Origin of the sequence: Modestobacter sp. NPDC049651 (genome assembly GCF_040659695.1) — a bacterium.
GTDB lineage: Bacteria > Actinomycetota > Actinomycetes > Mycobacteriales > Geodermatophilaceae > Modestobacter.
Genome location: NZ_JBFAOG010000002.1, coordinates 1 through 13386 on the forward strand (window position 1 = coordinate 1; position 13386 = coordinate 13386).

Here is a 13386-nt window from a genome sequence, read left to right on the forward strand (position 1 = left end):
CCCGCCAGTACCTGCTCCCGGGGACCCCCCCGCCCGCCCCCCCCCCCCCCCCCGCCCGCCCCCCCCCCGCGGCGCGGCCCCCGGGGCCGCAGCACCACCCAGCAGGACAGCACCACCCCACTCGAGCACCACCGATCGCCGACAGGCCCGCGCGCCAAGTCACGGAGACCCAGCGCCAGAGGAACCGCGGCGAGAGAGGCAAGTCCCCACCCATGACGATGACCGACCCCATCGCCGACATGCTCACGCGGCTGCGGAACGCCAACCAGGCGTACCACGACACCGCGGCCATGCCGTCGTCGAAGCTGAAGACGCACATCGCCGAGATCCTCCAGAAGGAGGGTTACATCGGCGGGTGGACCGTCAACGATGTCGAGAAGGACGGCCACGTCCGCAAGGAGCTCGTGGTCACCCTCAAGTACGGCCCCAACCGCGAGCGGAGCATCGCCGGCGTCCGCCGCGTCTCCAAGCCCGGTCTGCGGGTCTACGCGAAGTCGAACTCCCTGCCCAAGGTCCTGGGCGGCCTCGGGGTGGCGATCATCTCCACCTCGACCGGGCTGCTGACCGACAAGCAGGCGACCAAGAAGGGCGTGGGTGGGGAAGTCCTCGCCTACGTCTGGTAAGAGGAGCGAGCAGACATGTCACGGATCGGACGACTCCCGATTCCGGTGCCCAGCGGGGTGGACGTCGCCATCGACGGGCGCACGGTCAACGTCTCGGGCCCGAAGGGGAAGCTGAGCCACACGGTGGCCGCTCCCATCACCGTCGAGCGCGGTGAGGACGGCACGCTGCTGGTGCAGCGGCCCAACGACGAGCGCGAGAGCCGGGCCCTGCACGGCCTGTCCCGCACGCTCATCGCCAACATGATCACCGGCGTCACCCAGGGGTACGACAAGACCCTGGAGATCGTCGGCGTCGGTTACCGAGTGCAGGCCCGCGGCACGGACCTCGAGTTCGCCCTCGGTTACAGCCACCCGGTGCCGGTGCGTGCCCCCGAGGGCATCACCTTCACCGTCGAGTCCCCGACCCGCATCAAGGTCACCGGGATCGACAAGCAGCAGGTGGGCCAGGTCGCGGCCAACATCCGCAAGCTGCGCAAGCCCGACCCGTATAAGGGCAAGGGCGTGCGCTACCAGGGTGAGGTCGTCAAGCGCAAGGTCGGGAAGACGGGCAAGTGATGGCACAGGCAGCGAACACCGCGAAGGGTGCCCGGGTGCACAAGCCCGTCGGCACCGATGTCAGCACCGCGCGCCGCGTCTCGCGGCTGCGCCGTCACAACCGCCTGCGCAAGCGGGTGGGTGGCACGCCGGAGCGCCCGCGCCTGGTCGTCAAGCGCAGCTCGCGGCACATCCACGTCCAGGTCGTCGACGACACCGTCGGCCGTACCCTGGTCAGTGCCTCGACGCTGGACGCCAGCCTGCGCGGCGCCGAGGGCGACAAGTCCGCCCTGGCCCGTCAGGTCGGTGCCCTGGTCGCGGAGCGGGCGAAGAGCGCCGGCATCACCGCCGTCGTCTTCGACCGTGGCGGCAACCGCTACGCCGGCCGCATCGCGGCGCTGGCGGACGGTGCCCGCGAGGGCGGGCTGGACTTCTGATGCACACCGTTGAGATCGAGAGGGACGTCTGATGCCAGGACCACAGCGACGCGGCGGCGGCGCCGGCGGCGGCAACGACCGCCGGGACCGCCGTGACGGCGGGCGGGGGCCCGGAGGCGCGCCCGCCGAGAAGAGCAACTACATCGAGCGCGTGGTGGCCATCAACCGCGTGTCCAAGGTCGTCAAGGGTGGTCGTCGCTTCAGCTTCACCGCCCTGGTGATCGTGGGCGACGGCGACGGCACCGTGGGCGTCGGTTACGGCAAGGCCAAGGAGGTGCCCGCGGCGATCGCCAAGGGCGTCGAGGAGGCCAAGAAGCACTTCTACCGCGTGCCGCGCATCGCCAGCACCATCCCGCACCCGGTGCAGGGTGAGGCGGCGGCCGGTGTCGTGCTGCTGAAGCCGGCCAGCCCGGGTACCGGTGTCATCGCCGGTGGTCCGGTGCGCGCCGTGCTGGAGTGCGCCGGCATCCACGACGTGCTGTCTAAGAGCCTCGGCTCGTCGAACCCGATCAACATCGTGCACGCCACCATGCAGGCGCTGAAGGACCTCGTCCGCCCCGAGGAGATCGCGGCCCGCCGCGGTCTGCCGCTCGAGGACGTCGCCCCCGCCGCCATGCTGCGGGCGCGTGCCGGCCAGGGGGTGTGACGTGGCGCAGCTGAAGGTCACCCAGGTCAAGTCGACGATCGGCACCAAGCCGAACCAGCGCCAGACGCTGCGTTCGCTCGGCCTCAAGCGGATCAACGACTCGGTCGTCCAGGAGGACCGTCCCGAGATCCGCGGGATGGTCGCGACGGTGCCCCACCTGGTCACCGTCGAAGAGATCAGCTGACGCTGGTCCAAGACAAGACTCAGTAGGGACACGTCATGACTCTCAAGGTCCACCACCTGCGTCCGGCCCCCGGCGCCCACACCAAGAAGACCCGCGTGGGTCGTGGTGAGGGCTCCAAGGGCAAGACCGCCGGTCGCGGTACCAAGGGCTCCGGCGCCCGCGTGCAGGTCTCGGCCCGCTTCGAGGGTGGCCAGACCCCGCTGCACATGCGGCTGCCGAAGCTCTCGGGCTTCAAGAACAACAACAAGGTGGTCTTCCAGGTCGTGAACCTGGACCGGATCGCCGCCCTGTTCCCGCAGGGTGGCTCGATCAACCCGGACACGCTGGCCGAGGCCGGCGCCGTCCGGCGCGGTCAGCCGGTCAAGGTCCTCGGCACCGGCGACCTCGGCGGGGTCCAGGTCCACGTGCACGCGCACGCCTTCTCCGGCTCTGCCGCCGAGAAGATCAGCGCGGCCGGGGGCAGCTCCACCACGATCTGATCCAGCCGACCCCCGGGCCGGTCACCCGTTCCGGGTGCCCGTCCCGGGGGTCGTCTGCCATCCAGCTCCCGCCAGATAGGGTCGGACGGCCCCTCGCGGGGCCCGCCGCGGGCCCGTGAGAGCGGGGGCGGGGTGGTCCGTACACTCATTCGACCGACTCGGGGAGGGCACGTGCTGCAGGCGTTCGCCGCGGCGTTCCGGACGCCAGACCTCCGGCGCAAGCTGCTGTTCTCCCTGGCGATGATCGCCGTGTACCGGCTGGGCGCCAGCGTCCCCGGTCCCGGCGTCTCGATCGAGCGGATCAACAGCTGCCTGGACCAGGCCCAGGCATCCGACCAGCGGGACGTCTACTCGCTGGTCAACCTGTTCTCCGGCGGGGCGCTGCTGCGCCTGTCCGTCTTCGCGCTCGGCATCATGCCGTACATCACCGCCAGCATCATCGTGCAGCTGCTGGTCGTCGTGATCCCGCGGTTCGAGCAGCTGAAGAAGGAAGGGCAGTCCGGGCAGCAGAAGCTGACCCAGTACACCCGCTACCTGACCATCGGCCTGGCCATCCTCCAGAGCACCGGGATCATCGCGCTGGCCCGCAGCGGCCAGCTGTTCCCGAGCTGCTCCCAGCCCGACGTCATCCCCTCCAGCTCGGTGTGGACGACGGTCGTGCTGGTCGTGACGATGACCGCCGGCACCGCCGTCATCATGTGGCTGGGCGAGCTGCTCACCGAGAAGGGGATCGGCAACGGCATGTCCGTGCTGATCTTCACCTCGATCGCCGCCCGGATCCCCGCCGAGGGCGGCTCGATCCTGCAGACCCGCGGCGCGTTCATCTTCACGCTCATCTGCGTGCTGGCCCTGCTGGTCATCGCCTCGGTCGTCTATGTCGAGCAGGCGCAACGGCGCATCCCGGTGCAGTACGCCAAGCGGATGGTCGGCCGGCGCATGTACGGCGGCACGTCGACCTACCTGCCGCTGAAGGTGAACCAGGCCGGCGTCATCCCGGTCATCTTCGCCTCGTCGCTGCTGTACCTGCCCCAGCTGATCACCCAGCTGCAGGGCGACTCCAGCGGTGCTGTGCGGCGGTTCTTCGAGAACTACATCGTCGACCAGAGCAGCCCGGTGCACATCCTGGTGTACTTCGCGCTGATCGTGTTCTTCACGTACTTCTACGTGTCGATCACCTTCAACCCGGAGGAGCGGGCCGACGACATGAAGCGCTACGGCGGCTTCATCCCGGGCATCCGCCCCGGCCGGCCCACGGCCGAGTACCTGCAGTACGTGCTGTCCCGGATCACCCTGCCGGGGTCGATCTACCTCGGCCTGGTCGCGGTGCTGCCCAACCTCTTCCTGTCGGTGACGCAGGAGGGGCAGAACCAGAACTTCCCGTTCGGCGGGACAGCGGTGCTGATCATGGTCGGAGTGGGGTTGGAGACGGTGAAGCAGATCGAGACGCAGCTCAACCAGCGCAGCTACGAAGGGTTCCTGCGGTAGTGCGCGTCGTGCTGCTGGGGCCCCCCGGAGCGGGCAAGGGCACCCAGGCCCAGGTCATCGCCGGCCGGCTCGGCATCCCCGCCATCTCGACCGGCGACATCTTCCGCGCCAACGTGAGCGGCCAGACCGACCTCGGCCGGCAGGCCAAGGTGTTCATGGACGCCGGTGACCTCGTCCCCGACGCGCTCACCGTCGCCATGGTGGCCGACCGGCTCGCCGAGCCCGACGCGAAGGCCGGCTTCCTGCTCGACGGCTTCCCGCGCACCATCGCGCAGGCCGAGCAGCTGCGGGACAACCTGGCCGGGGCCGGCCAGGCGCTGGACCGCGTGCTCGAGCTCGTCGTCGACGAGGACGAGCTGGTGCGCCGGCTGTCCAGCCGGCGCATGCTGGTCGAGGGCGAGTGGGTGCAGCGCGACGACGACCGCCCGGAGACCGTCCGGCACCGCCTCGAGGTGTACCGGGAACAGACCGCCCCGCTGTCCGGGTTCTACGAGGGGGCCGGGCTGCTGAGCCGGATCGACGCGATCGGTGAGATCGACGAGGTCACCCGGCGTGCGCTGGAGGCCCTCGGGGCCACCGACGCGCTGGAGGACGAGTCGGCCGGCGAGCAGGACCGGGACTGAGACCGCGAGGTCCCGGTGCACGGTGACCGCGGCGCCGCCGTCCTCGGCCGGCTGCCGCTGCTGGCGAAGTGGAGTGGACGGATGATCCAGGTCAAGACGGCGCACGAGATCGAGCTGATGCGCGCCTCCGGGCTGGTGACCGCCGGCGCGATCAAGGCCGTGCGGGCCGCGGTCCGGCCGGGCGTCACCACCAAGGAGCTCGACGCGATCGCCGAGGACCACATCCGGTCCCAGGGCGCGGTGCCGAACTTCCTCGGCTACCACGGGTTCACCGGCACGATCTGCACGTCGATCAACGACGAGGTCGTGCACGGCATCCCGGACCCGAACCGGGTGCTCGCCGAGGGCGACAACATCTCCATCGACTGCGGCGCGATCCTCGACGGCTGGCACAGCGACTCCGCGGTGACGGTCACGGTGGGGGAGCCCTCCCCGCAGGACGCCGGCCTGCTGGCCGTCACCGAGCAGTCGATGTGGGCGGGGCTGGCCCGGGCCCTCGCCGGGGGCCGGCTGACCGACATCAGCCACGCGGTGGAGGAGTCGATCACCGCGCACGAGCACCGGTACGGGATCGTGGACCACTACGGCGGCCACGGCATCGGCACCGAGATGCACCAGGACCCGCACATCCTCAACTACGGGCGGGCGGGCCGCGGCCCCCGGCTCGTGCCGGGGATGGCGCTGGCCGTCGAGCCGATGGTGACCGTGGGCGACCCGGCCACCGAGGAGCTCGACGACGGGTGGACGGTCGTCACGAAGGACGGCTCCCGGGCCGCGCACTTCGAGCACACCGTCGCCGTCACGCCCGAGGGCCCCTGGGTCCTGACGGCCGAGGACGGTGGCGTCGCCGGCCTCGCGCCCTTCGGGGTCACCGCCCGCAGCTGACGGAGTTCCTCCTGCCCCCCCCCGTAGGAGGGCCGTCCCAGCGGGTAGCCCCCGTCACCCCGGCCCGGGTTGGAGAGCAGCCCGGGGGCGGAGTACAGTGGCCGATGGCGTTCGCGCCGTCCGTCGTCCTGCTGTGGCCGCAGACCGACGGGCGCCCTCTGCGAGATCGCCCATCAGCACCACCGTCCGTGCCCTCCGGCATGGGCGTGCACGCACCGGACCGCAGCCGAGCACGACAGGCTGGCGGCAGCGACGAACGAGGAGAGCGTTTAGGGCATGGCGAAGAAGGACGGGGCCATCGAGGTCGAGGGTCGCGTCGTCGAGCCGCTGCCCAACGCGATGTTCCGGGTCGAGCTGCAGAACGGGCACCGGGTGCTCGCCCACATCAGCGGCAAGATGCGGCAGCACTACATCCGCATCCTGCCCGAGGACCGCGTGGTCGTGGAGCTCTCGCCCTACGACCTGACGCGCGGTCGCATCGTCTACCGCTACAAGTGACGAGCCGTGTCCGCACCCCTGGTGCGGGCGGGCAGTCCCACGACATGAGGAATGAGGGGCGGCACCGGTGAAGGTCCAGCCGTCAGTGAAGAAGATCTGCGACAAGTGCAAGGTGATCCGCCGGCACGGCCGGGTCATGGTCATCTGCGAGAACGCCCGGCACAAGCAGCGCCAGGGCTAAAGGGAGTACCACGACATGGCACGACTGGCTGGCGTCGACCTGCCCCGCGAGAAGCGGATGGAGATCGCGCTCACCTACATCTACGGCATCGGCAAGACGTCGGCGAAGGCCACCCTGGAGGCGACGGGCGTCAGCCCGGACCTGCGGGCCAAGGACCTCACCGACGACGACCTGCTGAAGCTGCGCGACTACATCGACGAGCACTTCCGGGTCGAGGGTGACCTCCGCCGCGAGGTCGCCGCCGACATCCGCCGCAAGATCGAGATCGGGTGCTACCAGGGTCTGCGGCACCGCCGCGGCCTGCCCGTGCACGGCCAGCGCACCCGCACCAACGCGCGCGGCCGCAAGGGCCCCCGCAAGACGATCGCCGGCAAGAAGAAGGCTCGCTGAGCCACCGGCGCGCCGCCCGCTGAGTCCGCGAGGGCCGGACCGGCGGCGCGCCCGCAGCGGCAACGCTGCACCTGCACCGCGGTGGTGACCGCGGTGTGCACGACCAGGCCACGAACACAGACACAGACCGGAGAGACATGCCTCCCAGGGCTCGCGCGGCTGCTGGCACCAAGAAGGTGCGCCGCAAGGAGAAGAAGAACGTCGCCCACGGCGCGGCGCACATCAAGAGCACCTTCAACAACACGATCGTGTCGATCACGGACCCCACGGGCAACGTGATCAGCTGGGCCTCGGCCGGGCACGTCGGGTTCAAGGGCTCGCGCAAGTCGACGCCGTTCGCCGCGCAGATGGCCGCCGAGAACGCGGCCCGCAAGGCCCAGGAGCACGGCATGCGCAAGGTCGACGTCTTCGTCAAGGGCCCGGGCTCCGGCCGGGAGACCGCGATCCGCTCGCTGCAGGCCACCGGCCTCGAGGTGGGTCAGATCCAGGACGTGACGCCGCAGCCGCACAACGGCTGCCGCCCCAAGAAGCGCCGCCGGGTCTGACCGGCCACTGACGAGACGAACGAGGAGAACCTGACGTGGCCCGCTACACCGGTGCCGATTGCCGCCTCTGCCGGCGCGAGAAGATGAAGCTGTTCCTCAAGGGCAGCAAGTGCGAGTCCCCGAAGTGCCCGATCGAGATCCGGCCCTACCCGCCGGGCGAGCACGGCCGGGGCCGCAGCAAGGACAGCGAGTACCTGCTGCAGCTGCGCGAGAAGCAGAAGGCCCGCCGCATCTACGGCGTGCTGGAGAAGCAGTTCCGCGGCTACTACGAAGAAGCCAACAAGAAGACGGGCAAGACCGGTGAGGTCCTGCTGCAGATCCTCGAGTCGCGCCTGGACAACGTCGTGTACCGGGCCGGTCTGGCCGAGTCCCGCGACATGGCCCGCCAGCTCGTGCGCCACGGCCACATCAAGGTCAACGGCCGCAAGGTGGACATCCCGTCGTACCGCGTGAGCGCGAACGACATCGTCGAGGTCGCCAGCAAGTCGGCCTCGATGGTGCCCTTCGAGCTGGCCCAGGCCCGGGCCGGTCAGCGCCCCGTGCCGCCGTGGCTCGAGGTCATCACCGGTCAGCTGCGGGTGCTGGTGCACAGCATCCCCGCGCGCCAGGTGATCGACACCCCGGTGCAGGAGCAGCTGATCGTCGAGCTCTACTCGAAGTGATCCACCCCTGCCCCGTCGCGACCTGAGGTCGCGGCGGGGCAGGTGCACGACGGCGGGACGGCCGGCCAAGAGGTCCGCCCCGCCGGCACCACCCCCTCACGGCGTCATATGGCGGTCGCCGGAGGACCTGGAGGAGAACCATGCTCATCGCACAGCGTCCGACCCTCACCGAGGAGACCATCGACGCCCAGCGTTCCCGGTTCGTCATCGAGCCGCTGGAGCCGGGCTTCGGCTACACCCTCGGCAACTCGCTCCGTCGCACCCTCCTGTCGTCGATCCCCGGCGCTGCTGTCACCAGCATCCGGATCGAGGGCACCCTGCACGAGTTCACCACCGTGCCGGGCGTCAAGGAGGACGTCACCGAGATCATCCTGAACCTCAAGGGCCTGGTCGTCAGCTCCGACTCCGACGAGCCGGTGACCATGTACCTGCGCAAGCAGGGCCCGGGTGAGGTCACCGCCGCGGACATCGCGCCGCCGGCCGGTGTCGAGGTGCACAACCCCGACCTGCACATCGCCACGCTGAACGCGAAGGGCCGGCTCGAGATCGAGCTGGTCGTGGAGCGCGGCCGCGGCTACGTGCCGGCCACCCAGAACAAGCAGCCCGGCCAGGAGATCGGCCGCATCCCGGTCGACTCGATCTACTCGCCGGTGCTCAAGGTCACCTACGCCGTCGAGGCCACCCGTGTCGAGCAGCGCACCGACTTCGACCGCCTCGTGGTCGACGTCGAGACCAAGCCGTCGATCGAGCCCCGCGACGCGATCGCCAGCGCCGGCTCGACCCTGGTGGAGCTGTTCGGCCTGCTGCGCGAGCTGAACGTCGACGCCGAGGGCATCGAGGTCGGACCCAGCCCGGCCGAGGCGGCCGACATCGCGAACTTCTCGATGCCGATCGAGGACATGGACCTCACCGTCCGGTCCTACAACTGCCTCAAGCGCGAGGGCGTGCACACCGTCGGTGAGCTCGTCACCCGTTCCGAGGCCGACCTCCTGGACATCCGCAACTTCGGTGCGAAGTCCATCGACGAGGTCAAGATGAAGCTCGCCGCGATGGGCCTGGCGCTCAAGGACAGCCCGCCCGGGTTCATCCCCACCTCGGTGGAGAGCTACGACGAGGGCTACGAGACCGACGCCTACCAGGGCGACGCCGCCTACGGCGACCCGGCCGAGTACGTCGAGGGCGACTACCAGGAGACCGAGCAGCTCTGACAGACGGACCCTGCCGCCCCCCGGGGCGGCAGGGTCCCGCCGGGTCCGGCACCGCCGGCACCGGAGTACCACCCATCAGTGAACGCGCGGTACGCAGGGACACCCCGGCGGCCTGAGGAAGGACCGACATGCCCACCCCCACCAAGGGCCCCCGTCTGGGCGGCTCGCCCGCGCACGAGCGGCTGATGCTGGCCAACCTGGCCACCTCGCTGTTCGAGCACGGTCGGATCACCACCACCGAGACCAAGGCCAAGCGGCTGCGCCCGTACGCCGAGAAGCTGGTGACCCTCGCCAAGCGGGGTGACCTGCACGCCCGTCGCCAGGTGATGACGGTCATCCGCGACAAGGACGTCGTCCACACGCTGTTCGCCGAGATCGGCCCGCGGTACGAGACCCGCCCGGGTGGCTACACGCGGATCACCAAGGTCGGTCCCCGCAAGGGCGACAACGCCCCCATGGCGGTCATCGAGCTGGTCGAGGGCCAGACCGTGGCCCAGCAGGCCGTCGGTGAGGCCGAGCGCGCCCGTGGCACCCGGTTCGCCGCCGGTGCCGGAGCCGCCTCCGCGGCCGGCGAGGTCACCGCGGACGCGGTCGACACCACCGACGAGGGCCTGACCGACACCGACGTCACCACCGGCCCGGGCGGGGACACCAGCCCGGCCGTCACCGGTGGCGCCACGGCCGCCGAGCTGGCCGAGGCGGAGGGCGTCGTCGCCGACGTCTTCGACCCGGACGGCGACGTGCAGGACGACGGCAACGTCACCCCGGAGCCGACCGCGGAGAACCTGGCCGTCGTCGACGACCCGGCCCTGTCGCCGGACGTGGCCGAGGCCGCGGCCGCCGAGATCGAGGCCGCCGAGCTCGGCGACGCCGCCACCGCGGGCACCCACGCCCCCGGGGGCGAGCCCGAGATCGACCCCAAGTGATCTCCTGAACGACCAGCACGCAGACGAGCCCGTCACCGGATCCGGTGGCGGGCTCGTCCGCGTCCGGCTCGACGTCGCCTACGACGGGACGGCGTTCTCCGGCTGGGCCCGGCAGCCGTCCCGGCGCACGGTCCAGGCGGAGCTGGAGCTCGGCCTGGCCACCGTGCTGCGCCGCGACGTCGACCTGACCGTCGCCGGGCGCACCGACGCCGGGGTGCACGCGACCGGCCAGGTGGCGCACGTCGACGTCCCGGCCGACGTGTTCGCGGGGCACGAGCCGCGCCTGCTGCGCCGGCTGCGGGGCGTGCTGCCCCCGGACGTGGCGGTCACCGGCGCCCGGGTGGTCAGCCCGGACTTCGACGCCCGGTTCAGCGGTCTGGCCCGGCACTACGTGTACCGGCTGTCCGACGCCGACTCCGGCCCGCCGGTGCTGCGCCGGGCGGACACCGTGGGCTGGCCGCGGCGGCTGGACGACCGGGCGATGGCCATCGCGGCGGGGCTGCTGCTGGGCCGGCAGGACTTCGCCGCCTTCTGCCGCCGGCGCGAGTTTGCCACCACCATCCGCACCCTGCTGGCCCTCGACGTCGAGCGGGACGGCGACGTCGTGGAGATCCGTGCCTCGGCGGACGCGTTCTGCCACTCGATGGTGCGCAGCCTGGTGGGCGCGCTGACCGCAGTGGGGGAGGGCCGCCGGCTGCCCGAGTGGCCCGGCTCGCTGCTCGGCATGACCACCCGGGCCCAGGACGTGCCGGTCGTGCCGCCCGGCGGGCTGACGCTCGTGCGCGTCGACTACCCGCCGGACGGCGAATTGGCGGCCCGCAACCGCAAGACGCGCGCCGTCCGGACCTCGGTGACCGAGGACTCCTGACCTCAGGTCAGGTGAGCGACGCGACCGCCTCGTCGATCGGGGTCTCGCCGCCGACCAGCTCCACCACCTCGCCCCACTTGCCGGCGTGCAGGATCTCGGCGAGGACGGCGGCCACGTCGTCGCGGGGCACGTCGCCGCGCTGCACCCCGTGGGCGAGGGTGACCCGGCCGGTGCCCGGGTCGTCGGTGAGGCCACCCGGGCGGACGATCGTGGTGTCCAGCGCGGGGCGGGGCAGCACGTGGTCCTCGGCGGCCAGCTTGGCCTGCAGGTAGGTGGCGAAGACCGGGTCCATGCCGGCGGGCGTGCCCGCGCGGGCCTGCTCTACCCCGATCGAGGAGACCAGCAGGTACGGGCGGACGCCCGCGGCCTCCGCGGCGTCGGCGAGCAGCACGGCGGCGCCCCGGTCGACGGTGTGCTTGCGGGCGGCGCCGCTGTTCGGCCCGGCGCCGGCGGCGAACACGACGGCGTCCGCCCCCCGGACGACCGCGGCCAGCTCGTCGACGGACGCCTGCTCGAGGTCCAGCACGGCCGGCTCGACGCCGTCGGCCTCCAGGTCGGCGCCGTGGTCGGGGTTGCGGACGATGCCGACGACGGTGTCGCCGCGGCTGCTGAGCAGCCGGCCGAGGCGGCGGGCGACCTGCCCGTGGGCTCCTGCGATGACGATGCGCATGCGCTCGTCCTACCCGGGCCGGGGACCCCAGTCGAGACCGTCGCCGACGTCACCTGCCTGCTGCCGCGCCCGGGCCAGCTCGGCGGGGGTGTCGCAGTCGGTCCACGGGGCGGGGGCGCCGGCGGCCACCGGCGGCCGGTAGCGGGTGGCCGACAGCCTCCCGAGCACGGCGCGCAGCGGCGCGGGGCCGGACACCGCGGCCAGCGCCGGACGGAGCGCCGCCGTCCGCCAGACCCCCAGCAGCAGCTGGTCGCGGCCGGTGTCGTCGACCACCAGCGCACCGTCCCCGGTCAGCCGCCGGCGCAGCTCGGTGACCAGCTCGGGGGTGACGAAGGGCAGGTCGCCGGCGAGGACGGCGACCACCGCGGCGTCGTCGACCGCGGCCAGCCCGGCGGCCAGCGCCGGCACCGGTCCACCGCCGGGCGGCTGCTCGCGGACCAGGCGGACGCCGTCGGGCACCGGCTGCGGCGGGCCGACGACCACCCGCGGCGCGGCGCCGGCGACGGCGGTCAGTGCGGCCTCCAGCAGCGTCCGCCCGCCCACCCGGACCTGCGGTTTGGTCCGGCCGCCCAGCCGGGCGGCGCGGCCGCCGGCCAGCACGACGGCGGCGAACGGCGGCAGGTCGTCCATGGGGAGCACCGTAGGGCGCGGGGGATGGGTACCGTCGGGGTCGTGGGACGAGTCACCAGCCGCACCCCGGTGCTGCGCATCCGCGGGCCGCAGCACAGCCGCCGTCCGGACACCGTCGCGGCCGAGGAGCCGCTGGAGATCCGCCTGGGCGGCACCCCGCTGGCGGTCACCATGCGCACCCCCGGTGACGACTTCGACCTGGTGCACGGCTTCCTGGCCACCGAGGGCGTCATCCGCTCGGCCGCGGACGTGCTGGGGCTGCGCTACTGCAACTCCGTCGACGACTCCGGGCGGAACACCTACAACGTGGTCGACGTCGACCTGGCGCCGGGCGTCGAGGCGCCGGACACCGCGCTGGACCGGAACTTCTACACGTCGAGCTCCTGCGGGGTGTGCGGCAAGGCGAGCATCGACGCCATCCGCACGAAGACCAGCTACGACGTGGCCGGCGACGGCACGCGGCTGACGCTGGCGACGCTGCTGGCGCTGCCCGACCGGCTGCGCGCCGCCCAGCAGGTGTTCGACAAGACCGGGGGCCTGCACGCCGCCGGGCTGTTCACCGCCGACGGCGAGCTGGTGGCGCTGCGCGAGGACGTCGGCCGGCACAACGCCGTCGACAAGGTCATCGGGGACGCCGTGCGCGAGGGCCGGGTGCCGCTGGCGCAGCACGTGCTGATGGTGAGCGGCCGGTCGTCGTTCGAGCTGACCCAGAAGGCCGCGATGGCCGGGGTGCCGGTGCTGGCCGCGGTGTCGGCGCCGAGCTCGCTGGCGGTGGAGCTGGCCGCCGACGTCGGCATCACGCTGGTCGGCTTCCTCCGCGGCGACGGCTGCAACGTCTACACCCACCCCGACCGGCTGGTGCTGCCCGAGCAGGAGCCGGCTCCCGCCGCGGCGGGGGCCGCCACGAGCTGA

At 72.1% G+C, this 13386-nt stretch carries 19 protein-coding genes and 1 pseudogene; 18 read left to right on the forward strand and 2 right to left on the reverse strand.

Translation table 11 applies throughout. From position 1 onward, the window contains the following. Positions 1–212: 212 nt before the first annotated feature. The 17 genes and pseudogenes from rpsH (at position 213) to truA (ending at position 11174) form a co-directional block, all read left to right on the forward strand. Positions 213–623 carry a 30S ribosomal protein S8 gene (rpsH, locus tag AB0J00_RS03315; RefSeq protein ID WP_357740134.1) on the forward strand — a complete coding sequence of 137 codons (411 nt, stop codon included), beginning with the start codon at positions 213–215 and terminating at the stop codon, positions 621–623. 15 nt (positions 624–638) lie between these two features. Then, positions 639–1178, forward strand: a complete 540-nt coding sequence (gene rplF / locus AB0J00_RS03320) for a 50S ribosomal protein L6 (RefSeq protein WP_357740137.1) — start codon at positions 639–641, stop codon at positions 1176–1178. Further along, entirely contained in the window at positions 1178–1594 is a 417-nt protein-coding gene (rplR, locus tag AB0J00_RS03325; RefSeq protein WP_357740140.1) for a 50S ribosomal protein L18, read from the forward strand. Before rplF ends, rplR begins: the two co-directional genes overlap by 1 nt. A gap of 31 nt (positions 1595–1625) precedes the next feature. Beyond that, complete coding sequence (rpsE, locus tag AB0J00_RS03330; RefSeq protein WP_117375633.1) at positions 1626–2240, forward strand: 30S ribosomal protein S5; 615 nt, start codon at positions 1626–1628, stop codon at positions 2238–2240. A 1-nt stretch (position 2241) separates the two neighbouring features. Next, positions 2242–2424 (forward strand): 50S ribosomal protein L30, encoded by a 183-nt coding sequence (rpmD, locus tag AB0J00_RS03335; protein WP_357740143.1) that lies wholly within the window; start codon positions 2242–2244, stop codon positions 2422–2424. A gap of 35 nt (positions 2425–2459) precedes the next feature. Continuing rightward, positions 2460–2903, forward strand: a complete 444-nt coding sequence (gene rplO, locus AB0J00_RS03340) for a 50S ribosomal protein L15 (RefSeq protein WP_357740146.1) — start codon at positions 2460–2462, stop codon at positions 2901–2903. 171 nt (positions 2904–3074) lie between these two features. Next, a complete protein-coding gene (secY, locus tag AB0J00_RS03345) occupies positions 3075–4388 on the forward strand; it encodes a preprotein translocase subunit SecY (RefSeq protein WP_357740149.1) in 1314 nt (437 codons plus the stop codon). Next, on the forward strand, positions 4388–5011 hold the full coding sequence (locus AB0J00_RS03350) for an adenylate kinase (RefSeq protein ID WP_357740151.1): 624 nt from the start codon (positions 4388–4390) through the stop codon (positions 5009–5011). The genes secY and AB0J00_RS03350 overlap by 1 nt, the downstream gene beginning before the upstream one ends. A gap of 15 nt (positions 5012–5026) precedes the next feature. Further along, the gene (gene map, locus AB0J00_RS03355; RefSeq protein WP_357740154.1) at positions 5027–5896 is read left to right on the forward strand and encodes a type I methionyl aminopeptidase; all 870 of its coding nucleotides are present in this window, start codon (positions 5027–5029) and stop codon (positions 5894–5896) included. 276 nt (positions 5897–6172) lie between these two features. Beyond that, positions 6173–6394, forward strand: a complete 222-nt coding sequence (infA, locus tag AB0J00_RS03360; protein WP_012950459.1) for a translation initiation factor IF-1 — start codon at positions 6173–6175, stop codon at positions 6392–6394. A gap of 67 nt (positions 6395–6461) precedes the next feature. After that, entirely contained in the window at positions 6462–6575 is a 114-nt protein-coding gene (rpmJ, locus tag AB0J00_RS03365) for a 50S ribosomal protein L36 (protein ID WP_014742835.1), read from the forward strand. 15 nt (positions 6576–6590) lie between these two features. After that, the gene (gene rpsM, locus AB0J00_RS03370; protein WP_357740159.1) at positions 6591–6965 is read left to right on the forward strand and encodes a 30S ribosomal protein S13; all 375 of its coding nucleotides are present in this window, start codon (positions 6591–6593) and stop codon (positions 6963–6965) included. Positions 6966–7102: 137 nt separating this feature from the next. Further along, positions 7103–7510 (forward strand): 30S ribosomal protein S11, encoded by a 408-nt coding sequence (gene rpsK / locus AB0J00_RS03375; RefSeq protein ID WP_026844840.1) that lies wholly within the window; start codon positions 7103–7105, stop codon positions 7508–7510. A 35-nt stretch (positions 7511–7545) separates the two neighbouring features. After that, positions 7546–8172 (forward strand): 30S ribosomal protein S4, encoded by a 627-nt coding sequence (rpsD, locus tag AB0J00_RS03380; RefSeq protein ID WP_357740162.1) that lies wholly within the window; start codon positions 7546–7548, stop codon positions 8170–8172. Positions 8173–8312: 140 nt separating this feature from the next. Beyond that, complete coding sequence (locus AB0J00_RS03385) at positions 8313–9380, forward strand: DNA-directed RNA polymerase subunit alpha (protein ID WP_357740165.1); 1068 nt, start codon at positions 8313–8315, stop codon at positions 9378–9380. Between the two features lie 128 nt (positions 9381–9508). Continuing rightward, positions 9509–9859 (forward strand): annotated as a pseudogene (gene rplQ, locus AB0J00_RS03390) (50S ribosomal protein L17); the annotation flags it as partial. 451 nt (positions 9860–10310) lie between these two features. Continuing rightward, positions 10311–11174, forward strand: coding sequence for a tRNA pseudouridine(38-40) synthase TruA (truA, locus tag AB0J00_RS03395; protein WP_357741325.1), 864 nt, complete (start codon positions 10311–10313; stop codon positions 11172–11174). A gap of 7 nt (positions 11175–11181) precedes the next feature. Here the strand turns inward: truA and AB0J00_RS03400 are convergent, their stop codons facing one another. Together AB0J00_RS03400 and AB0J00_RS03405 are read right to left on the reverse strand one after the other, a co-directional pair. Further along, on the reverse strand, positions 11182–11844 hold the full coding sequence (locus AB0J00_RS03400; RefSeq protein WP_357740168.1) for an SDR family oxidoreductase: 663 nt from the start codon (positions 11842–11844) through the stop codon (positions 11182–11184). A 9-nt stretch (positions 11845–11853) separates the two neighbouring features. Then, the gene (locus tag AB0J00_RS03405) at positions 11854–12474 is read right to left on the reverse strand and encodes an NTP transferase domain-containing protein (RefSeq protein ID WP_357740171.1); all 621 of its coding nucleotides are present in this window, start codon (positions 12472–12474) and stop codon (positions 11854–11856) included. A gap of 42 nt (positions 12475–12516) precedes the next feature. Here AB0J00_RS03405 and fdhD point away from each other — a divergent pair, with 42 nt between their 5' ends. Then, the gene (gene fdhD, locus AB0J00_RS03410) at positions 12517–13386 is read left to right on the forward strand and encodes a formate dehydrogenase accessory sulfurtransferase FdhD (RefSeq protein WP_357740174.1); all 870 of its coding nucleotides are present in this window, start codon (positions 12517–12519) and stop codon (positions 13384–13386) included.